The sequence below is a fragment of the Pseudomonas sp. GNP012 genome (genome assembly GCF_054343835.1).
This window is the reverse complement of the sequence record NZ_JBTGUU010000001.1, coordinates 733927-749346: the sequence shown is the minus strand read 5'-3', so window position 1 is coordinate 749346 and position 15420 is coordinate 733927. Positions and strand designations below refer to the sequence as shown.

Genomic DNA, 15420 nt, shown 5'->3' with positions numbered 1-15420 from the left:
TCATGCGTGTCGACCGATTTCTCAGCAACCTGCCGTGCTTCAACCGTAAGCAGGTGCGCCTGTTGCTGGTGGAAAAACGCGTCAGGATTGATGGAAAAGTCGTCAGCGACCCACACAGTGAAGTCCGCGAGTTCAGCCGCGTCGAAGTCGACAGCGACGTGCTGCAAGTCGGCAAACCCCTGCGCCATTTCATGCTGCACAAACCCGCCGGATGCGTCAGCGCCACCCGGGATCCGCAGCACCCGACCGTGCTCGATTTGATCCATGAGCCAGACAAGGACGAGCTGCACATCGCCGGGCGCCTGGACTTCAACACCACCGGCCTGATGCTGATCACCAACGACGGCAGCTGGTCGCGGCGCCTGACCCAACCGCAGACCAAACTGCCCAAGGTCTACTACGTCGAAACCGAACAGGACATCGGGCCTGAATACGCGATCAAATTCAGCCAGGGGCTGTACTTCGCCTTCGAAGACCTCACCACGCAACCCGCCGGACTGGAGCTGCTCGGGCCGAAAAGTGCGCGCCTGAGCATCGTCGAAGGCCGTTATCACCAGGTCAAGCGCATGTTTGGCCACTTCAACAACAAGGTGATGCGCCTGCACCGCGAGCGCATGGGCCCGCTGGCGCTCGACGACAGGTTGAAACCGGGCGAATACCGCCCACTGAGCGATGAAGAGATCGGATTGATCTAAGCAGGCGACCGCTGAGCAGAAGTTGTCGAACAATTTACCAATGGCACTTGCGCGATGACGTGACCCCTGCTTGAATCAGGACGTCGGCCGAAATGTGACCGATGAGTCACCCCATACTTCTAAGAAACTTTTTGCCGGTAGGAACCCAAGGGTTCCGGCCTCATCCGGCAGACTGCCCGCCAATAACAATACCCGTCGACCGGACTGCATTGGATCGACATGGGCCTCTCAAATTCCAGGCGTATGCCTACCTGTCACAAAGCTCGTGCAATCTCTATTGCGCGCATACCCGCTTGCCAGGAGTCTTATGACATGAGGCCAGAAATCGCTGTGTTGGATATACAGGGTCAGTATCGGGTTTACACGGAGTTCTATCGCGCAGACGCCGCAGAGAAGACCATTATCCTGGTCAACGGCTCGATGGCCACGACTGCGTCGTTTGCACAAACCGTGAAAAACCTCCATCCGCAGTTCAACGTCGTCTGCTACGACCAGCCCTATGCAGGCCGGTCAAAAGCCCACAACCTGCACGAGAAATTGCTGACCAAGGAAGTCGAAGGGCAGATCCTCCTGGAGCTGATCGACCACTTCGCCGCCGAACACGTGCTGTCGTTTTCCTGGGGTGGCGCGGCGACCCTGGTCGCCTTGGCCCAACGGCCACGACGCATCGAAAAAGCCGTGATCAGCTCGTTCTCCCCGGAGATCAACGCGCACATGCTCGACTACCTCGAGCGCGGCGTCGATTACCTCGGCAGCCGGGATGGCGACCGGGTCGGCAACCTGGTGAACAGCACCATCGGCAAACACCTGCCGACCCTGTTCAAGCGCTTCAACTATCGGCACGTCAGCAGCCTGGCCGATCATGAATACGGGCAGATGCACTTCCACATCAGCGACCTGCTGCACAGCGATCGCCAATGCTTTTTCAAAGCGGCGGAGAAAATCAACGTGCCGGTGCTGTTCATGAACGGCGAATGGGACGAATACACCGCCGCCGAGGGCGCACGGTTGTTCGCCAACCACGTGCAACACGCCACCTTCACGACCCTTCAGGCCACCGGCCACTTTCTCGACATGGAACACAAAGCCGCCTGCCGAGACAGCCGCAACGCACTGATGGGGTTCCTGAAACCGGCCCAGCACGATAGCCGACCGCGTTACCACTACGTCCAGGACCACCATGCATTGGCAATCTGAAATAGAGTCATCGCGAGCAAGCCCCGCCCTGCTGAATCAAACGTATTCTGCAGGCGCGAGGCTTGCCCGCGATCGACCGTCATGCGCCCCATACCTTGTCGGTAAATCGCGTTAAACCCGCCCCACGTAAAGAAAAACTTCAAATCGCCGGCCGTATCTGGTACAAAGTCAGCGCTCTGAGCGGGTGTCGTATAATGGCATTACTCCAGCTTCCCAAGCTGATAACGAGGGTTCGATTCCCTTCACCCGCTCCAATCGAATTTTGATCTCACGTCAGGGTGGTTTTGACGGGGGATGCAGAGACAGAAAAAACCGGTCCAAGTGGCCGGTTTTTTTGTGGGCGGGATTTGGAGGGACTCGCTGGTATAGGGGCTCCTCCTCATCCGAACCTTGCGCAACTTTTTTCGTTTAGAAGACTTACCTGGCGCCCCCATACGCAAAGCGCTCCTGTGCAGAAGCGACTACTATAAAAGTCCCGTTAGCGTTTTTTTCACATGATGGGGATTTGTTAGCGAATTTCGGTGACCGTTAGCCTTTTCACTCTCCGTTAGATTAACGTTTTCGTGTAAAATCAGCTGTTCGTTAGCGTTTTTATCGCCCCAGTAAGGATTTCGTTAATGCACGTCGGTTTAAAGGCACTCGCAAACCAGTACGACATCGTTCTGGCACAGCCACTGCGCGTCGAATCGACGATTGGTACGACACGTGTCAGTCGCGAAAGTAGCGGGCATACGCAGAATCAGTATCCCCCGAGCTACCGGCCTGCCGACGATTTCTCAGGGCATTTCGAATTCGGCCTCAAGTACGAAGAAATCCATCTCGAATTCTTTGCTCGCTTGTTTGCAAAGACCGGCCCCGACCCTGTCGAAGCCTGGTGCCGGCGAGAGCCTTTTGGCCAATATGCTCGCCGCACAGGGTTTCTCTACGAATGGCTGACAGGGCAAAGTCTGGATGTGCCAGACGTAACCAACGGTGGCTATGTCGATGCACTTTCTGCGCAGGACTACCTCACCCGTAGTGAAGCACCACGAGTTCGACGTTGGCGAGTCAAAAACAACCTGCCCGGTACACCCGGTTTTTGCCCTTTGGTTCGTCGTACGACGGCAGTCAAAGAGGCTCTGCAATTCGATCTCGGCGCGGCGTTGAAGGAGTTGGATCGAACCTTTGGTGCCGATATCTTGATGCGTACGGCCAGTTGGTTGACGTTCAAGGAGTCACGAGCCAGCTTTCTCATCGAAAAAGAGGCCGACCAGGCTGATCGCATCCAGCGTTTTGCGCATGTCATTGCCCAGCACTGCGGCCATATCGAAGCCCCATTAAGCAATGACAGCCTGCGTTCCCTGCAAGCCGGCATTCTGGGGCGAGATGCCATTGGGCTCGGCTTGCGGCGCTCCCCGGTATTTGTAGGTCAGGCCACAATGCGCGAGGACATCGTGCATTACATTGCCCCGCACTTTGAAGAACTTACCCCTCTACTGGAAGGCCTCAACGAGTTCGAGATCGCAACGCGGGGTGCCGAGTCAGTGGCACGCGCCGCAGTGCTAGCATTCGGCTTCGTGTACATCCATCCCATGCGTGACGGCAATGGCCGGATTCATCGCTTCCTGATCAACGACACCTTGATCAGGGACAAGGCAGTGCCCGACGGCGTGATCCTGCCCGTGTCAGCCACTATCACCAGTTCGATCGATTTCAGGGCAGGCTACGACCGTACGCTCGAGGTGTTTTCACGACCGTTTATGCGCCGTTACGCGGCGGCTTATCGATTTAGTGAACTCGTGACCTATGAGGACGGAACTCCCAGCAATTTCATCTTCGATGAGTACAAAGACGCAGGCTTTGCCTGGCGCTACCCAGACCTGACCGAACACGTCTTGTACACCGCTCGCGTCGTCGAGCACACGATTCGTACGGAGATGGCGGATGAAGCACGCGTTTTGATGATCTTTCAGCGAGCGCAGGAACAACTCAAAGAAGTGCTCGAAATGCCGGATCAGGATGCGAACCGGATCATCCGTTCGATCAAGGAGAACGGCTGGGTGGTGTCCGGGAAGCTGAAGAAAGGCTATCCACCACTTGAAGATGACCGAATGGCGCAGCGTGTTGTGGACGCGGTGCGTTCAGCGTTTGAGAATTGAGTGACGGGAGATATGAATACACAAAAAGACCGGTCCGATGTGACCGGTTTTTTGTGGGTGGAAATGAGGCAATCATCAGTGCGAACGGCCCATTTTAAAGGCATGGACGAAGACAACGCTTTAAAAAGCAACGTCCTACACGACACAGGGAATTGTCCGTACACTTGCGCATTGCTGTGCCTTTGTCATGAGCCCTATAGTCCGACCGCGCCCAAATGGCGTATCGGGTTTGGCGACTCGATGGCAAAGCATAGAAACCTCCGAGCCATCTCGGAGCGTTTCTGAACGCACTTGGCTACCTGTTTATGGTGGCTGTGCGTGGGAGACCTTTGGGTCTGCCGGTTTGCCTTGTCCCGGTTCGCCAACCTGCGTACAGCTACCACCCTTTGTTTGGCGACACTGAGTGGTGGTTCACCTCAATTCAAGGAATCACTCATGAAAGAATTCATGGCTTTAACCAGCAACGCCGACGACCTCCCCTCGCTGTACGTGAACACCACACAACCGCTGCACTCACTGCTCAGCACCGCCAGTTACCGCATCCGAGCGGTAACGCAACTCCTCGAAAATCTTGCAATGCGCGGCGACCTAACCTCTGACACCGTGGTGCTGAGCGACTTCGCATTGCTCTGCTGCGTGCCGTTGCGCGATGGTTGCGATGTGCTGGATGTGATCGCTCGCCGCATGGACGCAGAACCGTCCTAAGATTGCACCGGGCGGCATGCTGTTGTGGCGAGGGAGCTTGTCGGATCGCCGCACCGTCCCGTTGGACTGCGCAGCAGGCCCTGTTCGGGCTCGCTTCGCGACCCAACGGGAGCAAGCTCCCTCGCCACAGGTGCCTTCACTTATCATGTGAACACTTCAACAGAGCAACCCGAGCATGACCCAAAACATCTACAACGACCCTCAATTCTTCCAGGGCTACAGCCAGATGGCCCGCTCCATCGGCGGTCTCGATGCCGCGCCGGAATGGCCGGCGCTGATGGCCATGCTGCCACCCATCCAGGGCCTGAAGGTGGTGGATCTCGGCTGCGGTTACGGCTGGTTTTGTCGTTGGGCCAGTGAGCAAGGCGCTGACAGCGTGCTCGGTCTGGATGTTTCGCAACAGATGCTGGAGCAGGCTCGCAAAACCACCGCTGCATCAAACATCCGTTATGAGCGCGCCGACCTGGAAGCCCTCGATCTGCCGGCCGGCGGTTTCGACCTGGCCTACAGCTCCCTGGCGTTGCACTACATCAAGGACTTGCCGGGGTTGTTCGCCAATGTGCACGCGGCGCTCAAGCCCGGTTCGCAGTTCGTGTTTTCCATCGAGCACCCGATCTTCATGGCACCGCGTAATCCTGGCTGGATCATCGATGCCGAGGGCTGCAAGCGTTGGCCGGTGGACGGTTATCAGCGTGAAGGCGAGCGCGTGACCAACTGGCTGGCCGTGGGTGTGATCAAGCAGCATCGCACCATTGGCACCTTGCTCAACCTGCTGATTGCAGCGGGTTTCAGCATTCGCCATGTCAACGAATGGGGGCCGAGCGATGCCGAGGTGGCGGCGCAACCGGCGCTGGCCGAAGAGCGCGAGCGGCCGATGATGATGTTGGTCGGCGTTCAGCGCTGAGCCACGCGCGTATCTTTTGCGTATAGATCCCGGCACGCGAATAAAGAAACCGTAGCGCGGCGTTGAGCCCGGAAACAGATCCCTTATTCTCCCGGCTCATCCATCGCCCCGAGATCGACATGCACAATTCAGAGTTGGGAATCATGATCATTTCATTGATCGGGTTGTTCGGCTTTGCCTCGTTTGCTTTTGAATACTTGAGCGCCCGACGCTCGAAAAAAAACAAACTGCCGTGATTGTTCCAAGCGATAAAAGGGACAGGTGACGCTCACCAACTGTCCCTTTTTCGCATCAGCGAGTCGCGACGATAAACAGTCGCGGGAACGGCAACAGCACCGCCCCATCGGCCAAGGCCGGATACGCCCGCTCGATAGCCGCCTGGTATTGCTTCAGATACTGCGCCCGTTCCGCCTCGTCCAGCGGTTCCAGAAACGGCCGCAAGCCACTGCCCTTGAACCACTCCACCACGCCAGACGCGCCGCCTGCGAGCGGATGATGGTAAGTGGTGCGCCACACATCGACGCGTGAGCAACAGGCCTTGAGGATCGAGTAATAACCACTGGCATCGGCCATCTCGGTCCGCTGCCCGGCTGCGCCAGCCAGTTTGCTGGCCCAAGGACCATCAGCGGCGACTTCACGCATCAAGCGGTGCGAAGGTTCATTGAGGTTGTCGGGCATCTGGATCGCCAGGCTGCCACCCGGTGCCAATTTACTCACCAGTGAAGGAAACAGCGCCGCGTGATCGGGCAGCCACTGCAACACTGCGTTGGCGAAAATCACATCGAAGGGGCCTGCGTCGTTCCAGGTGTCGATGTCGGCGATGTCGAACTGCACCTGCGGCAAGCGATTGCGTGCGGCCTCGATCATGTCGGTCGAACTGTCCAGACCGCGGACCGTGGCGTTGGCAAAACGCTCGACCAGCAACTCGGTGGAGTTACCGGGGCCACAACCGATATCGATGGCCGAACGCACATCCCCTGCGGGGATGGCCGCCAGCAGGTCTCGGGCGGGACGGGTGCGTTCATCTTCAAAAGCGACGTACTGTTTGGCTGACCAACTCATTGCGTTCTCCTGTCGGTGCGTTGTCCTCGGGTCGCTACGATACCGCGGCGAGCGCCGCCAAAGGTTTCAGAAAACTACCTTTTCACGTTTGAGCTGGAGAAACTGAGAAAGCACTACCGCAGCCTTGGCGAAGGCCTGACCATTGACCTGGACGGCACCGTCGTCCAGGAAAAAGGTCAGCAAAACCTGAATAATTGCTGATGATCAGCTTCTGGCTTGCAGGGCCTTGGCCATTTGCAGATGATTTTGCAATTTTGGCAGGGTTTCTTCGGCGAACGCCTTGATTTGCGGCACGTCGGTGGTCTGCGCTTCCTGCTGCAACCGTTCGATGGCTTGCTGCGTGGTCTTCACCTGGCTGGCCGTATAGGCCTCATCGAAGGTTGCCCCGTCCATGACTTGTGGCATCAGGGCTTTGGCCTTTTCGACGATTTCTTCGCGCGGTGCTACCGGCAAATCCAGTTGTCTGGCGATTTTCGCCAGGTGCTGGTTCGCCGTGGTGCGGTCGTTGATGACGACGATGGTGTAGTCCTTGACCTCTTTGGACTCGGACTTCTGGTGTGCCAGGCGACTGGCCTCGATGTCCGCCATGCCCTGGGCCGACGCATCGTCGATGAATTCGGCAGGTGACTGGGCGAAGGCGTTGCTGGCAAACAAGCCCAGTAATGTGGCAATACCGGCATTACATAATCGGGTGGCCATCCGTTTCATGGTCGCGCCCTCCTTTTTCAAATTCAAACGGGAGCTTGCGCCCCCGCTTCTCAATCAAAACCACCTGCATCCATTACTTGGATTTCTGTCCGGGTTTGCGGCCCATGTCGGGTTTCGCAGGTTCTTTATCGACAGTCGTCGTGGTGGTTTTCCCACCCTTGCGACCGGCTTCAGACGCCTTCGTTCGATCGTTGGCGAAATTTCCCGAGTTCGAGTTTCTTGAATTAGGCATGATTCTCTTCCTCTTGGTGATAGTCGCGGCGAGCTGGCGCCCGCATAGAATCTGAATTTGCGCGTCGCAAAAGGTTTAGAAAAATGCGTGGATCGCACGACGAACGGTGTACGGACTATCAGACCATTCGCAGGTGATGCTCACGTTTGGCGCAGTACATCGCCTCGTCGGCATACCGGAATAACTGCTTCTCTTCAGTGCCGTGTTCGGGGTATCGGGCGACGCCGATGCTTGGATGGATGCTCAGGTTGTGCCCGTCCAGACGCAGGGGCCGGGCCAGGACCTGACGGATTTTTCCGACCACGATGTCGGTATCGTCTGCGGCATGAATGCGGTGCAGCAACACCACGAATTCATCGCCGCCAATGCGGGCCACGGTGTCGGTTTCCCGCACACAGCCCTTGAGCCGGTTGGCCACCGCTTGCAGCAGCATGTCACCGACCGCATGGCCATGGGTGTCATTGACTTGCTTGAAGCGGTCGAGGTCGACGTACAACAGGGCCATGCGCCCGCCGTCCATACGGGCCAATTGCAGTGACGCCTTGAGGCGGTCGCGCAACAGTTCACGGTTGGGTAGCTGGGTCAGTTGGTCGTACTGGGCCAAATGTTGCAGGCGGGCGTGCAACTGCTTGCGCTCGATGGCCGTCGCGACCTGGGCGCAGACGTACTGCAGCAATTCCTTGTCTTGCTCGGTGTAGCGCTCGCCGCCCGGAACGCTTTTGACGATCAACGCGCCGATGGTGCCGTTCTGCGAGTTCAGCGGCACACCCAGCCAGCAGGGTGCGTTCTGCCCGGTCATCAGCGCTTCGAAGCCGGCAGACGGCGTGCACGGGTTCGGGTTCGGGGTCAAAAGGATCGGCTGCCCCGTGCGGATCACTTCGGTGCACACCCGCCCGGTCATGGTCCCGGGCAGTTCGGGTTGTGGCTCCTGGTCATCGACGTGATAAGGGAAATTGAGCTGCGCACAGTGCTCGTCGTACAGCGCCACGGAAAAATTCAGCGCAGGCAGCCACTCGCCGATGATCATGTGGATGCGCCTGAACAACGCCAGCAGATCCTCCGCCGCGTGGGCCGCTTCGGATATCGCATACAACGCGGCCTGCCGGGATTCGGCCTGCTTGCGTTCGGTGATGTCGCGCGCCACGGCAATGCGCAACTGGTCGACCTCGGACCAACGTGCCGACCAGAGGATGTGCACCACACGGCCATCCTTGCGCAGGTAGCGGTTTTCGAAGTTGAGCTTGGGCTCGCCGCCCATGATTTCCCGGGCGGCATCGAGGGTACGCAAGCGATCTGCGGGGTGCACCATGTCGATCATCAATTGACCGATCATTTCATCGGCGCTGTAGCCGAAAATGCGCTCGCACGCCGCACTGACAAAGACGAAGCGGCCCTGCTTGTCCACTGCACAAACGGCGTCCAGCAACAGATCGATATAGCTCGCCAACGGCGCGGAATTACGGTTTTCCATGGTTCAGCGTGGGTGTCCCGATAATGCAGCGCTCATCAATCATCCCTGCCCGGTCGGCCTTGCTTCCTTGTGATCACATTCAAGCCTTGTTCGGCATCAGCCCCGGCAACGCATGGACCAGCGCGTTGATGGCAAAGCCGATGAACATTACCCCGCACAACCGGGTGATCGCCAGTTCATGACGTTGATACAAAGTGCGCACCCGCCGAGCCCCAACGATGCCGATGAGGATAGCGTAGGCGAGCAATCCACCGACAAAGCTCAGGCCGATCAGTGCTGGCAGCATTGACCAGTTGAGCAGTTCCGCGCGGCTCGACAACAGCGCCGTGAATGTCGCCACCGCCACCGGATAAGCCTTGGGATTGGTCAGGCCGAACAGAATGCCATGCCAGAACGGCTGCCGCGCCGGACCCTGTGGCGCATCGCCATTGCTGCGCCGGGCGCGCACCGCACGCCAGCCGAGCCAGAACAGGTACAGGCCGCTAAGCACACCCAGCACGTCGAACGCGGTACTGCCGATCTCCCGCGCACCGACAATCGCGATCAACGCCGTGCCGCACCAGATCACATCGCCGAGCAAATGCCCGCACAGAAACCCCGCCCCGGCCCGTCGCCCATGGGCCGCGCCAATGCCGAACACCGCCAGCACGCCCGGTCCCGGGGTGATGCCGTAGATAAATCCCGAGGCAAGCACGGCCATTAGTAGCGATGGGGTCATGCGGCGTCCTTTTGTACTGCTGGGTAAATGGTGGCCAGTCTATATCAGGTCCCGCAACATCGACTTACAGATCGTCGAAGAACTTCATCCCCGCATCGAGACGGCGGATCAGGCTTTTTTTGCAGCAACGGGTACTCGGCGAAGTCGGCTCGGGCGAAGTCGCAGCATAACGTTCTTCGCCCGCGTCGTGCCGTGGTCGGGCAGCCGGTCGTGATAAAGTCGCCGCCCTAAGACCTTTTGCCGTGAGACGAAGACCGCAATGACCGATTTCCAGGATGTCGATGCCCAACTTGAAGACTGGAACGCCTTGCGCAGCACCGCTTCGTTCAGTGGTTTGCTGGTGGGCAACGGTGCCAGTCGCGCGGTTTGGGACGATTTCGGCTACGAGTCGCTGTTCGAAAATGCCCGCACCGTTGAAGAAAAACCCCTTAGCCCGTCCGAGCTGAGCGTGTTCGACGCGATGCAGACCCGCAGTTTCGAGCAGGTACTGAGCGCGCTGAAAACCACCAGCCGGGTCAACAAGGCCCTGGCAGTCAGCTCCGCCGCCCCGCGCAATCGCTATTACGCGATCAAGGAAGCGCTGATCAACACCGTGCATGCGGTGCATATCCCGTGGCGGTTGGTGGTGCCTTCGACGCTGGCGACCATCAATCAGGAACTGGCCAGCTACCGCACGGTGTTCACCACCAATTACGACCTGATCAACTACTGGGCGGTGCAACACCGGCCCGAGGCGATCACCGATCTGTTCCAGGGTGCCGAACCCGCTTTCGACCTGAGCGACACGGCCACCGACAAAACCCGTTTGCTGTACCTGCACGGCGGTCTGCACCTGGTGCGCAACCAGGACGGCACGGCGCGCAAGCTGATGTCGACCGAGGGCACGTTGCTGGGCAACTTCGCCATCAACAACACGATCAAGACCCTCGACGACGTGCCGCTGTTCGTCAACGAAGGGCCGAGTGCGGACAAGCTCAAGACCATTCGCAGTTCGGACTATCTGTCGTTCTGCTACGAGCAATTGCTCGGTCACGGCCAGGCGCTGTGCATCTTCGGCCATGCGCTGGGGGAGCAGGACAGCCACATCATCCACGCCTTGCGCCTGGCGAAACCGCAGGTGCTGGCGATCTCGATTTACCCGCGCAGCAAGGCCTTCATCCAGCACCAGAAGCGGCATTACGCGAAGGTGTTTGAGGGGACGGGGGTTGAGTTGCGGTTTTTTGATTCCAAGAGCCATGCGTTGGGTGGCCCCAAGTTATCGGTTCCAGTCGAAGTTTAGTACTGGCCGATCTGACGCTTTCGCGAGCAAGCCCGCTCCCACATGGGATCTGTGTCGTTCACAAATCCCATGTGGGAGCGGGCTTGCTCGCGAAGCTTTTGCAGTCAACTCATTCCTCGGTGCTGTGCACCACCACCAGCAACTGCGCCTGTACCTCACCCACCGAACGAATCCGGTGCGGTTTTTGCGCATTGAAGTGCAGCGCATCGCCACGATCGAGCAGCACGCGCTCGTGCATGAAGTCCACTTCCACCCGCCCTTCGTGGACGAACAGAAACTCCTCGCCCAGATGCTCCTTGAAGGTTTTGTCGGTGAACTCCGCCGGCGGGTAAATGATGAACGGCAGCAGGCTGCGTTCACTGACCTGATGGGCCAGCACCGCGTAACCCGGATTGTTGCCGCTGGCCCCCAAAGGTTGCCGCTCGTGGCTGCGCACCAGGCTGTAGCTGTCGAGGCCGGCGTTGTCTTCAGAGAACAACTCCTCGACCTTCACGTTCAGCGCCTTGGCCAGTTTCAACGCCGCCGCAATCGATGGCGTGTTCAACCCGCGCTCGACTTTCGACAGGTAACTCTTGGTCATGCCGGATTGTTCGGCCAGCGCTTCCAATGTCACGCCAAGTTTTTTTCTTAGTAATTTCAAACGGATAGACATGTGGAGCGATTAATCCATCAAGGAGGCAACGATTTGTCCTTGCCAATGACACAATGTGTCATTTAGGCTCTTTAGTGTCATTTGCGCTCACCGACGACTTTGCGAGGAACCGGTGAGCGACAAACCCGACGTCCATTGAATCACCCAAAGGACACCGATATGGCCAAGACATTAGCACTGCCCAAAGAGCAACTGGTCAAGCACGCTCTGAGCCAAATGCAAAATACCCTGGCGGATAATACGTGGACCGCCCGGCAAAAGCTGGCCCTGACCTGCCGCATCCTGTTCGAGCACGGTCACGATTCCGGCCTTGCCGGGCAAATCACCGCCCGTGGCCCACAGCCCGGCACTTACTACACTCAACAACTGGGCCTGGGTTTCGACGAAATCACCGCAGGCAACCTGCTGCTGGTCAACGAAGACCTGGAGGTGCTGGAAGGCCACGGCATGCCCAACCCGGCCAATCGTTTTCACAGTTGGGTATACCGCGCCCGTCCGGATGTGAACTGCATCATCCACACCCATCCGACCCACGTTGCAGCCTTGTCGATGCTGGAAGTACCGTTGCAGATTTCCCACATGGACATCTGCCCGCTCTATGAAGACTGTGCGTTTCTCGAAGGCTGGCCAGGTGTGCCGGTGGGCAACGAGGAAGGCGAGTTGATTGCCGGGGCGTTGGGCGACAAACGGGCGATCCTGCTTTCGCACCACGGCCAATTGTCCACCGGCAACACCATCGAGGAAGCCTGTGTCATCGCGCAACTGATCGAACGTGCCGCGAAGCTGCAACTGTTGGCGATGAGTGCCGGGACCATCAAGCCGATCATCCCTGCGCTGGGCCGTGAAGCCCATGACTGGATTGCCCGGCCGAAACGTCACGCCGCCGCTTTCAACTACTACGCCCGGCAGAGCCTGCGCCAACACGCCGATTGCCTGAACTGACCCCAGACCTTTTTGAACGGAGAGACACCATGTCCACCGCCAACATTCACGGCATCATCGGCTACACCATCACCCCTTTCACCGTCCATGGCGAAGGCGTTGACCTGGACGCCCTCGGGCGCTCCATCGACCGCCTGATCGAGGGCGGCGTGCACGCTATCGCCCCGCTGGGCAGCACCGGTGAAGGTGCCTACCTGAGCGACGCGGAGTGGGATCAGGTCAGCGAATTCAGTATCAAGCACGTGGCCAAACGCGTGCCGACCGTTGTCAGCGTGTCCGACCTGACCACCGCCAAAGCGGTGCGTCGCGCGCGCTTCGCCGAAGCCCATGGTGCCGATGTGGTGATGGTGCTGCCCGCGTCCTACTGGAAGCTCAGTGAAGCGGAAATCCTCGCCCATTACCGCGCCATCGGCGACAGCATCGGCGTGCCGATCATGCTCTACAACAACCCGGCCACCAGCGGCACCGACATGTCGGTGGACCTGATCCTGCGTATCGTCAAGGCCGTGGAAAACGTGACCATGGTCAAAGAGAGTACCGGCGACATCCAGCGCATGCATCAACTGCAACGTCTCGGCGACGGCCAGGTGCCGTTCTACAACGGCTGCAATCCGCTGGCCCTGGAGGCCTTTGCCGCTGGCGCGAAAGGCTGGTGCACCGCTGCGCCGAACCTGATCCCGCAACTCAACCTTGATTTGTATGATGCAGTGCTGGCCAACGACTTGGTCAAGGCCCGGGAGCTGTTCTACCGCCAGTTGCCGCTACTGGATTTCATCCTCAAGGGTGGCTTGCCGGCGACGATCAAGGCGGGTTTGCGGGCGACAGGTCTGGAGGTGGGGGAGCCGCGGCTGCCGGTGTTTCCGTTGAGTGAGGCGGGTTGCGCTCAGTTGCAAGGGCTGTTGAAAACCCTGCGCTGATCTCCAGCCACACACAAAACCAAAAAATGTGGGAGCGGGCTTGCTCGCGAAGGCGGTGGAACATTCAACACATATGCTGAATGTGACGACCTCTTCGCGAGCAAGCCCGCTCCCACAAGGATATGTGTCGAGTTCATAACACCGGTAGCGTCTTGTCCTTGACCACCTTGCTCGGGCCGTTGGCCTTCACGCTGGCGATGCCTTTCTCCATGGCGGCAGCGGAGGAATAGGTCTCGCTGCTGCCGATGATTTCGTGATTGCCGGCCTTGAGGTTGAAATACGGATGGCCATCCTTGGTGGTTTTCTTCTCGTAGCGCTCATCCAGCGGGCTGTTGGCCTGGACCGAGGCGATGCCTTTGTCGGCGGCGGCGTGGGTGGTGTACAGCTCGCTGGTCAGAATGGTCTCGGCGTTGGCCGCCTTGAGGACGAACCTGAACTGGCCATTGCTGCTTTTGCTCACTTCATACCATCCGGACATGCTGTTTCTCCTTGGCGATTGAGAGGTTGTGCGCTTCACAGTAAAGACCAGCCAGGTGTTTCTGTCGCCTGTACCGGCCCCTTCGCGAGCAAGCCCGCTCCCACAGGATCAGCGTAATCCCTGTGGGAGCGGGCTTGCCCGCGAAGGGGGCGACGCAGTTTTGACTACTTCGCCACTGCCCGCACCACCGACAACTCCGGCGCCTGCGTCCGCCGCTGGCTCAAGTACCGCGTACAACTGACCCGCAGGAACGAAGCGAAATTGACCACCTCGCCGCGATAGTCCATCACCTCTTCATACAGCTTGGCGATCAACTGGTTGGTGGTCATGCCGTCGACCTCGGCGATTTCGCTGAGGATGTCCCAAAACTGATTTTCCAGCCGCAGGGTGGTGACCACCCCGCAGATGCGCAGCGAGCGGGAGCGCGATTCGTAAAGAATCGGGTCGGCTTTGACGTACAGCTCGCACATGGACATGTCCCTCGTTACAGCGTGATTTTGGTACCCAGCAACCCCAGAAAACCGGCCAGCCAGTTCGGGTGCGCAGGCCAGGCCGGCGCCGTGGCCAGATTGCCCTGAACATGGCCGTCCGTCACCGGGATGTCGATATACGTACCGCCCGCCAGGCGCACTTCCGGAGCGCAGGCCGGATAAGCGCTGCATTCACGGCCTTCGAGAATACCCGCTGCCGCCAGCAACTGCGCGCCATGGCACACGGCGGCGATCGGCTTGCCGGCCTTGTCGAATGCGCGCACCAGCTCCAGGACCTTTTCGTTCAGGCGCAGATACTCCGGCGCACGGCCACCCGGAATCAGCACGGCGTCATAATCGGCGGCGTTGACCTTGGCGAAATCGAAGTTGAGGGCAAACAGGTGACCGGGCTTTTCACTGTAGGTCTGGTCGCCTTCAAAGTCATGGATCGCCGTGCGCACGGTCTGGCCCGCAGACTTGTCCGGGCAAACGGCGTGCACCGTGTGACCGACCATCAGCAGCGCCTGGAACGGCACCATCACCTCATAGTCTTCGACGTAATCACCAACCAGCATCAGAATTTTTTTCGCAGCCATGGGGAGGACTCCTCTGGAAGTGGGCGTGCAGGAGTATTCAAGGTAGTCCTTATCGGGCAAGGCGGGTAACAACCGGCTACTACCTGATGGACCGCGTTATCGTTCTTCGCGAGCAAGCCCGCTCCCACAGGGGGAACGCATTCCAATGTGGGAGCGGCGGTGCGGCGATCCGACTTGCTCGCGAAGAGGCCCGCAAACTGTACGGATAAGTCTGTGCCTAGCTGTAACAGCGGACAACCCATGGTTTATGGCTATA

General features: G+C 58.8%; 17 protein-coding genes and 1 tRNA gene. 9 read left to right on the top strand and 9 right to left on the bottom strand.

All coding sequences use genetic code 11. The annotated features are described in order from the left end of the window. Positions 1-2 precede the first annotated feature (2 nt). From ACXX83_RS03320 to ACXX83_RS03295, 6 genes are all read left to right on the top strand, one after another. Positions 3-695, top strand: a complete 693-nt coding sequence (locus ACXX83_RS03320; protein WP_217837454.1) for a pseudouridine synthase — start codon at positions 3-5, stop codon at positions 693-695. 312 nt (positions 696-1007) lie between these two features. Then, positions 1008-1892, top strand: coding sequence for an alpha/beta fold hydrolase (locus ACXX83_RS03315; protein ID WP_458547559.1), 885 nt, complete (start codon positions 1008-1010; stop codon positions 1890-1892). Between the two features lie 180 nt (positions 1893-2072). After that, positions 2073-2146: transfer RNA gene (locus ACXX83_RS03310), tRNA-Gly, on the top strand. Positions 2147-2509: 363 nt separating this feature from the next. After that, positions 2510-4030 (top strand): Fic family protein, encoded by a 1521-nt coding sequence (locus ACXX83_RS03305; protein WP_458547558.1) that lies wholly within the window; start codon positions 2510-2512, stop codon positions 4028-4030. A gap of 435 nt (positions 4031-4465) precedes the next feature. Further along, positions 4466-4735 carry a short-chain dehydrogenase gene (locus ACXX83_RS03300; protein ID WP_102699017.1) on the top strand — a complete coding sequence of 90 codons (270 nt, stop codon included), beginning with the start codon at positions 4466-4468 and terminating at the stop codon, positions 4733-4735. A gap of 175 nt (positions 4736-4910) precedes the next feature. Beyond that, entirely contained in the window at positions 4911-5639 is a 729-nt protein-coding gene (locus ACXX83_RS03295) for a class I SAM-dependent methyltransferase (protein ID WP_458547556.1), read from the top strand. Positions 5640-5930: 291 nt separating this feature from the next. On the opposite strand, the gene tam is transcribed toward ACXX83_RS03295, so the two are convergent. The 5 genes from tam to ACXX83_RS03270 form a co-directional block, all read right to left on the bottom strand. Further along, positions 5931-6701, bottom strand: a complete 771-nt coding sequence (gene tam, locus ACXX83_RS03290) for a trans-aconitate 2-methyltransferase (protein ID WP_458547555.1) — start codon at positions 6699-6701, stop codon at positions 5931-5933. A 204-nt stretch (positions 6702-6905) separates the two neighbouring features. Further along, a complete protein-coding gene (locus ACXX83_RS03285) occupies positions 6906-7409 on the bottom strand; it encodes a DUF4142 domain-containing protein (protein ID WP_458547554.1) in 504 nt (167 codons plus the stop codon). A gap of 73 nt (positions 7410-7482) precedes the next feature. Further along, entirely contained in the window at positions 7483-7641 is a 159-nt protein-coding gene (locus ACXX83_RS03280) for a KGG domain-containing protein (protein WP_007976786.1), read from the bottom strand. A gap of 118 nt (positions 7642-7759) precedes the next feature. Further along, positions 7760-9112, bottom strand: coding sequence for a sensor domain-containing protein (locus ACXX83_RS03275; protein ID WP_217837449.1), 1353 nt, complete (start codon positions 9110-9112; stop codon positions 7760-7762). Positions 9113-9191: 79 nt separating this feature from the next. Further along, on the bottom strand, positions 9192-9830 hold the full coding sequence (locus ACXX83_RS03270) for a LysE family translocator (protein ID WP_217837448.1): 639 nt from the start codon (positions 9828-9830) through the stop codon (positions 9192-9194). A 259-nt stretch (positions 9831-10089) separates the two neighbouring features. Between ACXX83_RS03270 and ACXX83_RS03265 the strand changes: the two genes are divergently transcribed. Further along, positions 10090-11109: a DUF4917 family protein gene (locus ACXX83_RS03265; RefSeq protein ID WP_458547552.1), complete on the top strand. Its 1020-nt coding sequence runs from the start codon at positions 10090-10092 to the stop codon at positions 11107-11109. Positions 11110-11218: 109 nt separating this feature from the next. On the opposite strand, the gene ACXX83_RS03260 is transcribed toward ACXX83_RS03265, so the two are convergent. Further along, positions 11219-11761, bottom strand: coding sequence for a helix-turn-helix domain-containing protein (locus tag ACXX83_RS03260; protein ID WP_217837446.1), 543 nt, complete (start codon positions 11759-11761; stop codon positions 11219-11221). A 159-nt stretch (positions 11762-11920) separates the two neighbouring features. Here ACXX83_RS03260 and ACXX83_RS03255 point away from each other — a divergent pair, with 159 nt between their 5' ends. Together ACXX83_RS03255 and ACXX83_RS03250 are read left to right on the top strand one after the other, a co-directional pair. Continuing rightward, the gene (locus ACXX83_RS03255; protein ID WP_458547550.1) at positions 11921-12703 is read left to right on the top strand and encodes an aldolase; all 783 of its coding nucleotides are present in this window, start codon (positions 11921-11923) and stop codon (positions 12701-12703) included. A gap of 29 nt (positions 12704-12732) precedes the next feature. Continuing rightward, the gene (locus ACXX83_RS03250) at positions 12733-13620 is read left to right on the top strand and encodes a dihydrodipicolinate synthase family protein (protein WP_458547549.1); all 888 of its coding nucleotides are present in this window, start codon (positions 12733-12735) and stop codon (positions 13618-13620) included. A gap of 133 nt (positions 13621-13753) precedes the next feature. Here the strand turns inward: ACXX83_RS03250 and ACXX83_RS03245 are convergent, their stop codons facing one another. The 3 genes from ACXX83_RS03245 to ACXX83_RS03235 form a co-directional block, all read right to left on the bottom strand. Beyond that, positions 13754-14098: a YegP family protein gene (locus ACXX83_RS03245; RefSeq protein ID WP_217837443.1), complete on the bottom strand. Its 345-nt coding sequence runs from the start codon at positions 14096-14098 to the stop codon at positions 13754-13756. 164 nt (positions 14099-14262) lie between these two features. Next, positions 14263-14568 carry a ribbon-helix-helix domain-containing protein gene (locus ACXX83_RS03240; RefSeq protein WP_015093879.1) on the bottom strand — a complete coding sequence of 102 codons (306 nt, stop codon included), beginning with the start codon at positions 14566-14568 and terminating at the stop codon, positions 14263-14265. A 14-nt stretch (positions 14569-14582) separates the two neighbouring features. After that, a complete protein-coding gene (locus tag ACXX83_RS03235) occupies positions 14583-15164 on the bottom strand; it encodes a DJ-1/PfpI family protein (RefSeq protein ID WP_015093878.1) in 582 nt (193 codons plus the stop codon). Positions 15165-15420: the final 256 nt, after the last annotated feature.

What these genes read in the sequence shown, in the direction of transcription:
- ACXX83_RS03320 (WP_217837454.1), top strand. Translation starts at nt 3, where the DNA reads ATGCGTGTCGACCGATTTCTCAGCAACCTGCCGTGCTTCAACCGTAAG.
- ACXX83_RS03315 (WP_458547559.1), top strand. Translation starts at nt 1,008, where the DNA reads ATGAGGCCAGAAATCGCTGTGTTGGATATACAGGGTCAGTATCGGGTT.
- ACXX83_RS03305 (WP_458547558.1), top strand. Translation starts at nt 2,510, where the DNA reads ATGCACGTCGGTTTAAAGGCACTCGCAAACCAGTACGACATCGTTCTG.
- ACXX83_RS03300 (WP_102699017.1), top strand. Translation starts at nt 4,466, where the DNA reads ATGAAAGAATTCATGGCTTTAACCAGCAACGCCGACGACCTCCCCTCG.
- ACXX83_RS03295 (WP_458547556.1), top strand. Translation starts at nt 4,911, where the DNA reads ATGACCCAAAACATCTACAACGACCCTCAATTCTTCCAGGGCTACAGC.
- tam (WP_458547555.1), bottom strand. Translation starts at nt 6,701, where the DNA reads ATGAGTTGGTCAGCCAAACAGTACGTCGCTTTTGAAGATGAACGCACC.
- ACXX83_RS03285 (WP_458547554.1), bottom strand. Translation starts at nt 7,409, where the DNA reads ATGAAACGGATGGCCACCCGATTATGTAATGCCGGTATTGCCACATTA.
- ACXX83_RS03280 (WP_007976786.1), bottom strand. Translation starts at nt 7,641, where the DNA reads ATGCCTAATTCAAGAAACTCGAACTCGGGAAATTTCGCCAACGATCGA.
- ACXX83_RS03275 (WP_217837449.1), bottom strand. Translation starts at nt 9,112, where the DNA reads ATGGAAAACCGTAATTCCGCGCCGTTGGCGAGCTATATCGATCTGTTG.
- ACXX83_RS03270 (WP_217837448.1), bottom strand. Translation starts at nt 9,830, where the DNA reads ATGACCCCATCGCTACTAATGGCCGTGCTTGCCTCGGGATTTATCTAC.
- ACXX83_RS03265 (WP_458547552.1), top strand. Translation starts at nt 10,090, where the DNA reads ATGACCGATTTCCAGGATGTCGATGCCCAACTTGAAGACTGGAACGCC.
- ACXX83_RS03260 (WP_217837446.1), bottom strand. Translation starts at nt 11,761, where the DNA reads ATGTCTATCCGTTTGAAATTACTAAGAAAAAAACTTGGCGTGACATTG.
- ACXX83_RS03255 (WP_458547550.1), top strand. Translation starts at nt 11,921, where the DNA reads ATGGCCAAGACATTAGCACTGCCCAAAGAGCAACTGGTCAAGCACGCT.
- ACXX83_RS03250 (WP_458547549.1), top strand. Translation starts at nt 12,733, where the DNA reads ATGTCCACCGCCAACATTCACGGCATCATCGGCTACACCATCACCCCT.
- ACXX83_RS03245 (WP_217837443.1), bottom strand. Translation starts at nt 14,098, where the DNA reads ATGTCCGGATGGTATGAAGTGAGCAAAAGCAGCAATGGCCAGTTCAGG.
- ACXX83_RS03240 (WP_015093879.1), bottom strand. Translation starts at nt 14,568, where the DNA reads ATGTGCGAGCTGTACGTCAAAGCCGACCCGATTCTTTACGAATCGCGC.
- ACXX83_RS03235 (WP_015093878.1), bottom strand. Translation starts at nt 15,164, where the DNA reads ATGGCTGCGAAAAAAATTCTGATGCTGGTTGGTGATTACGTCGAAGAC.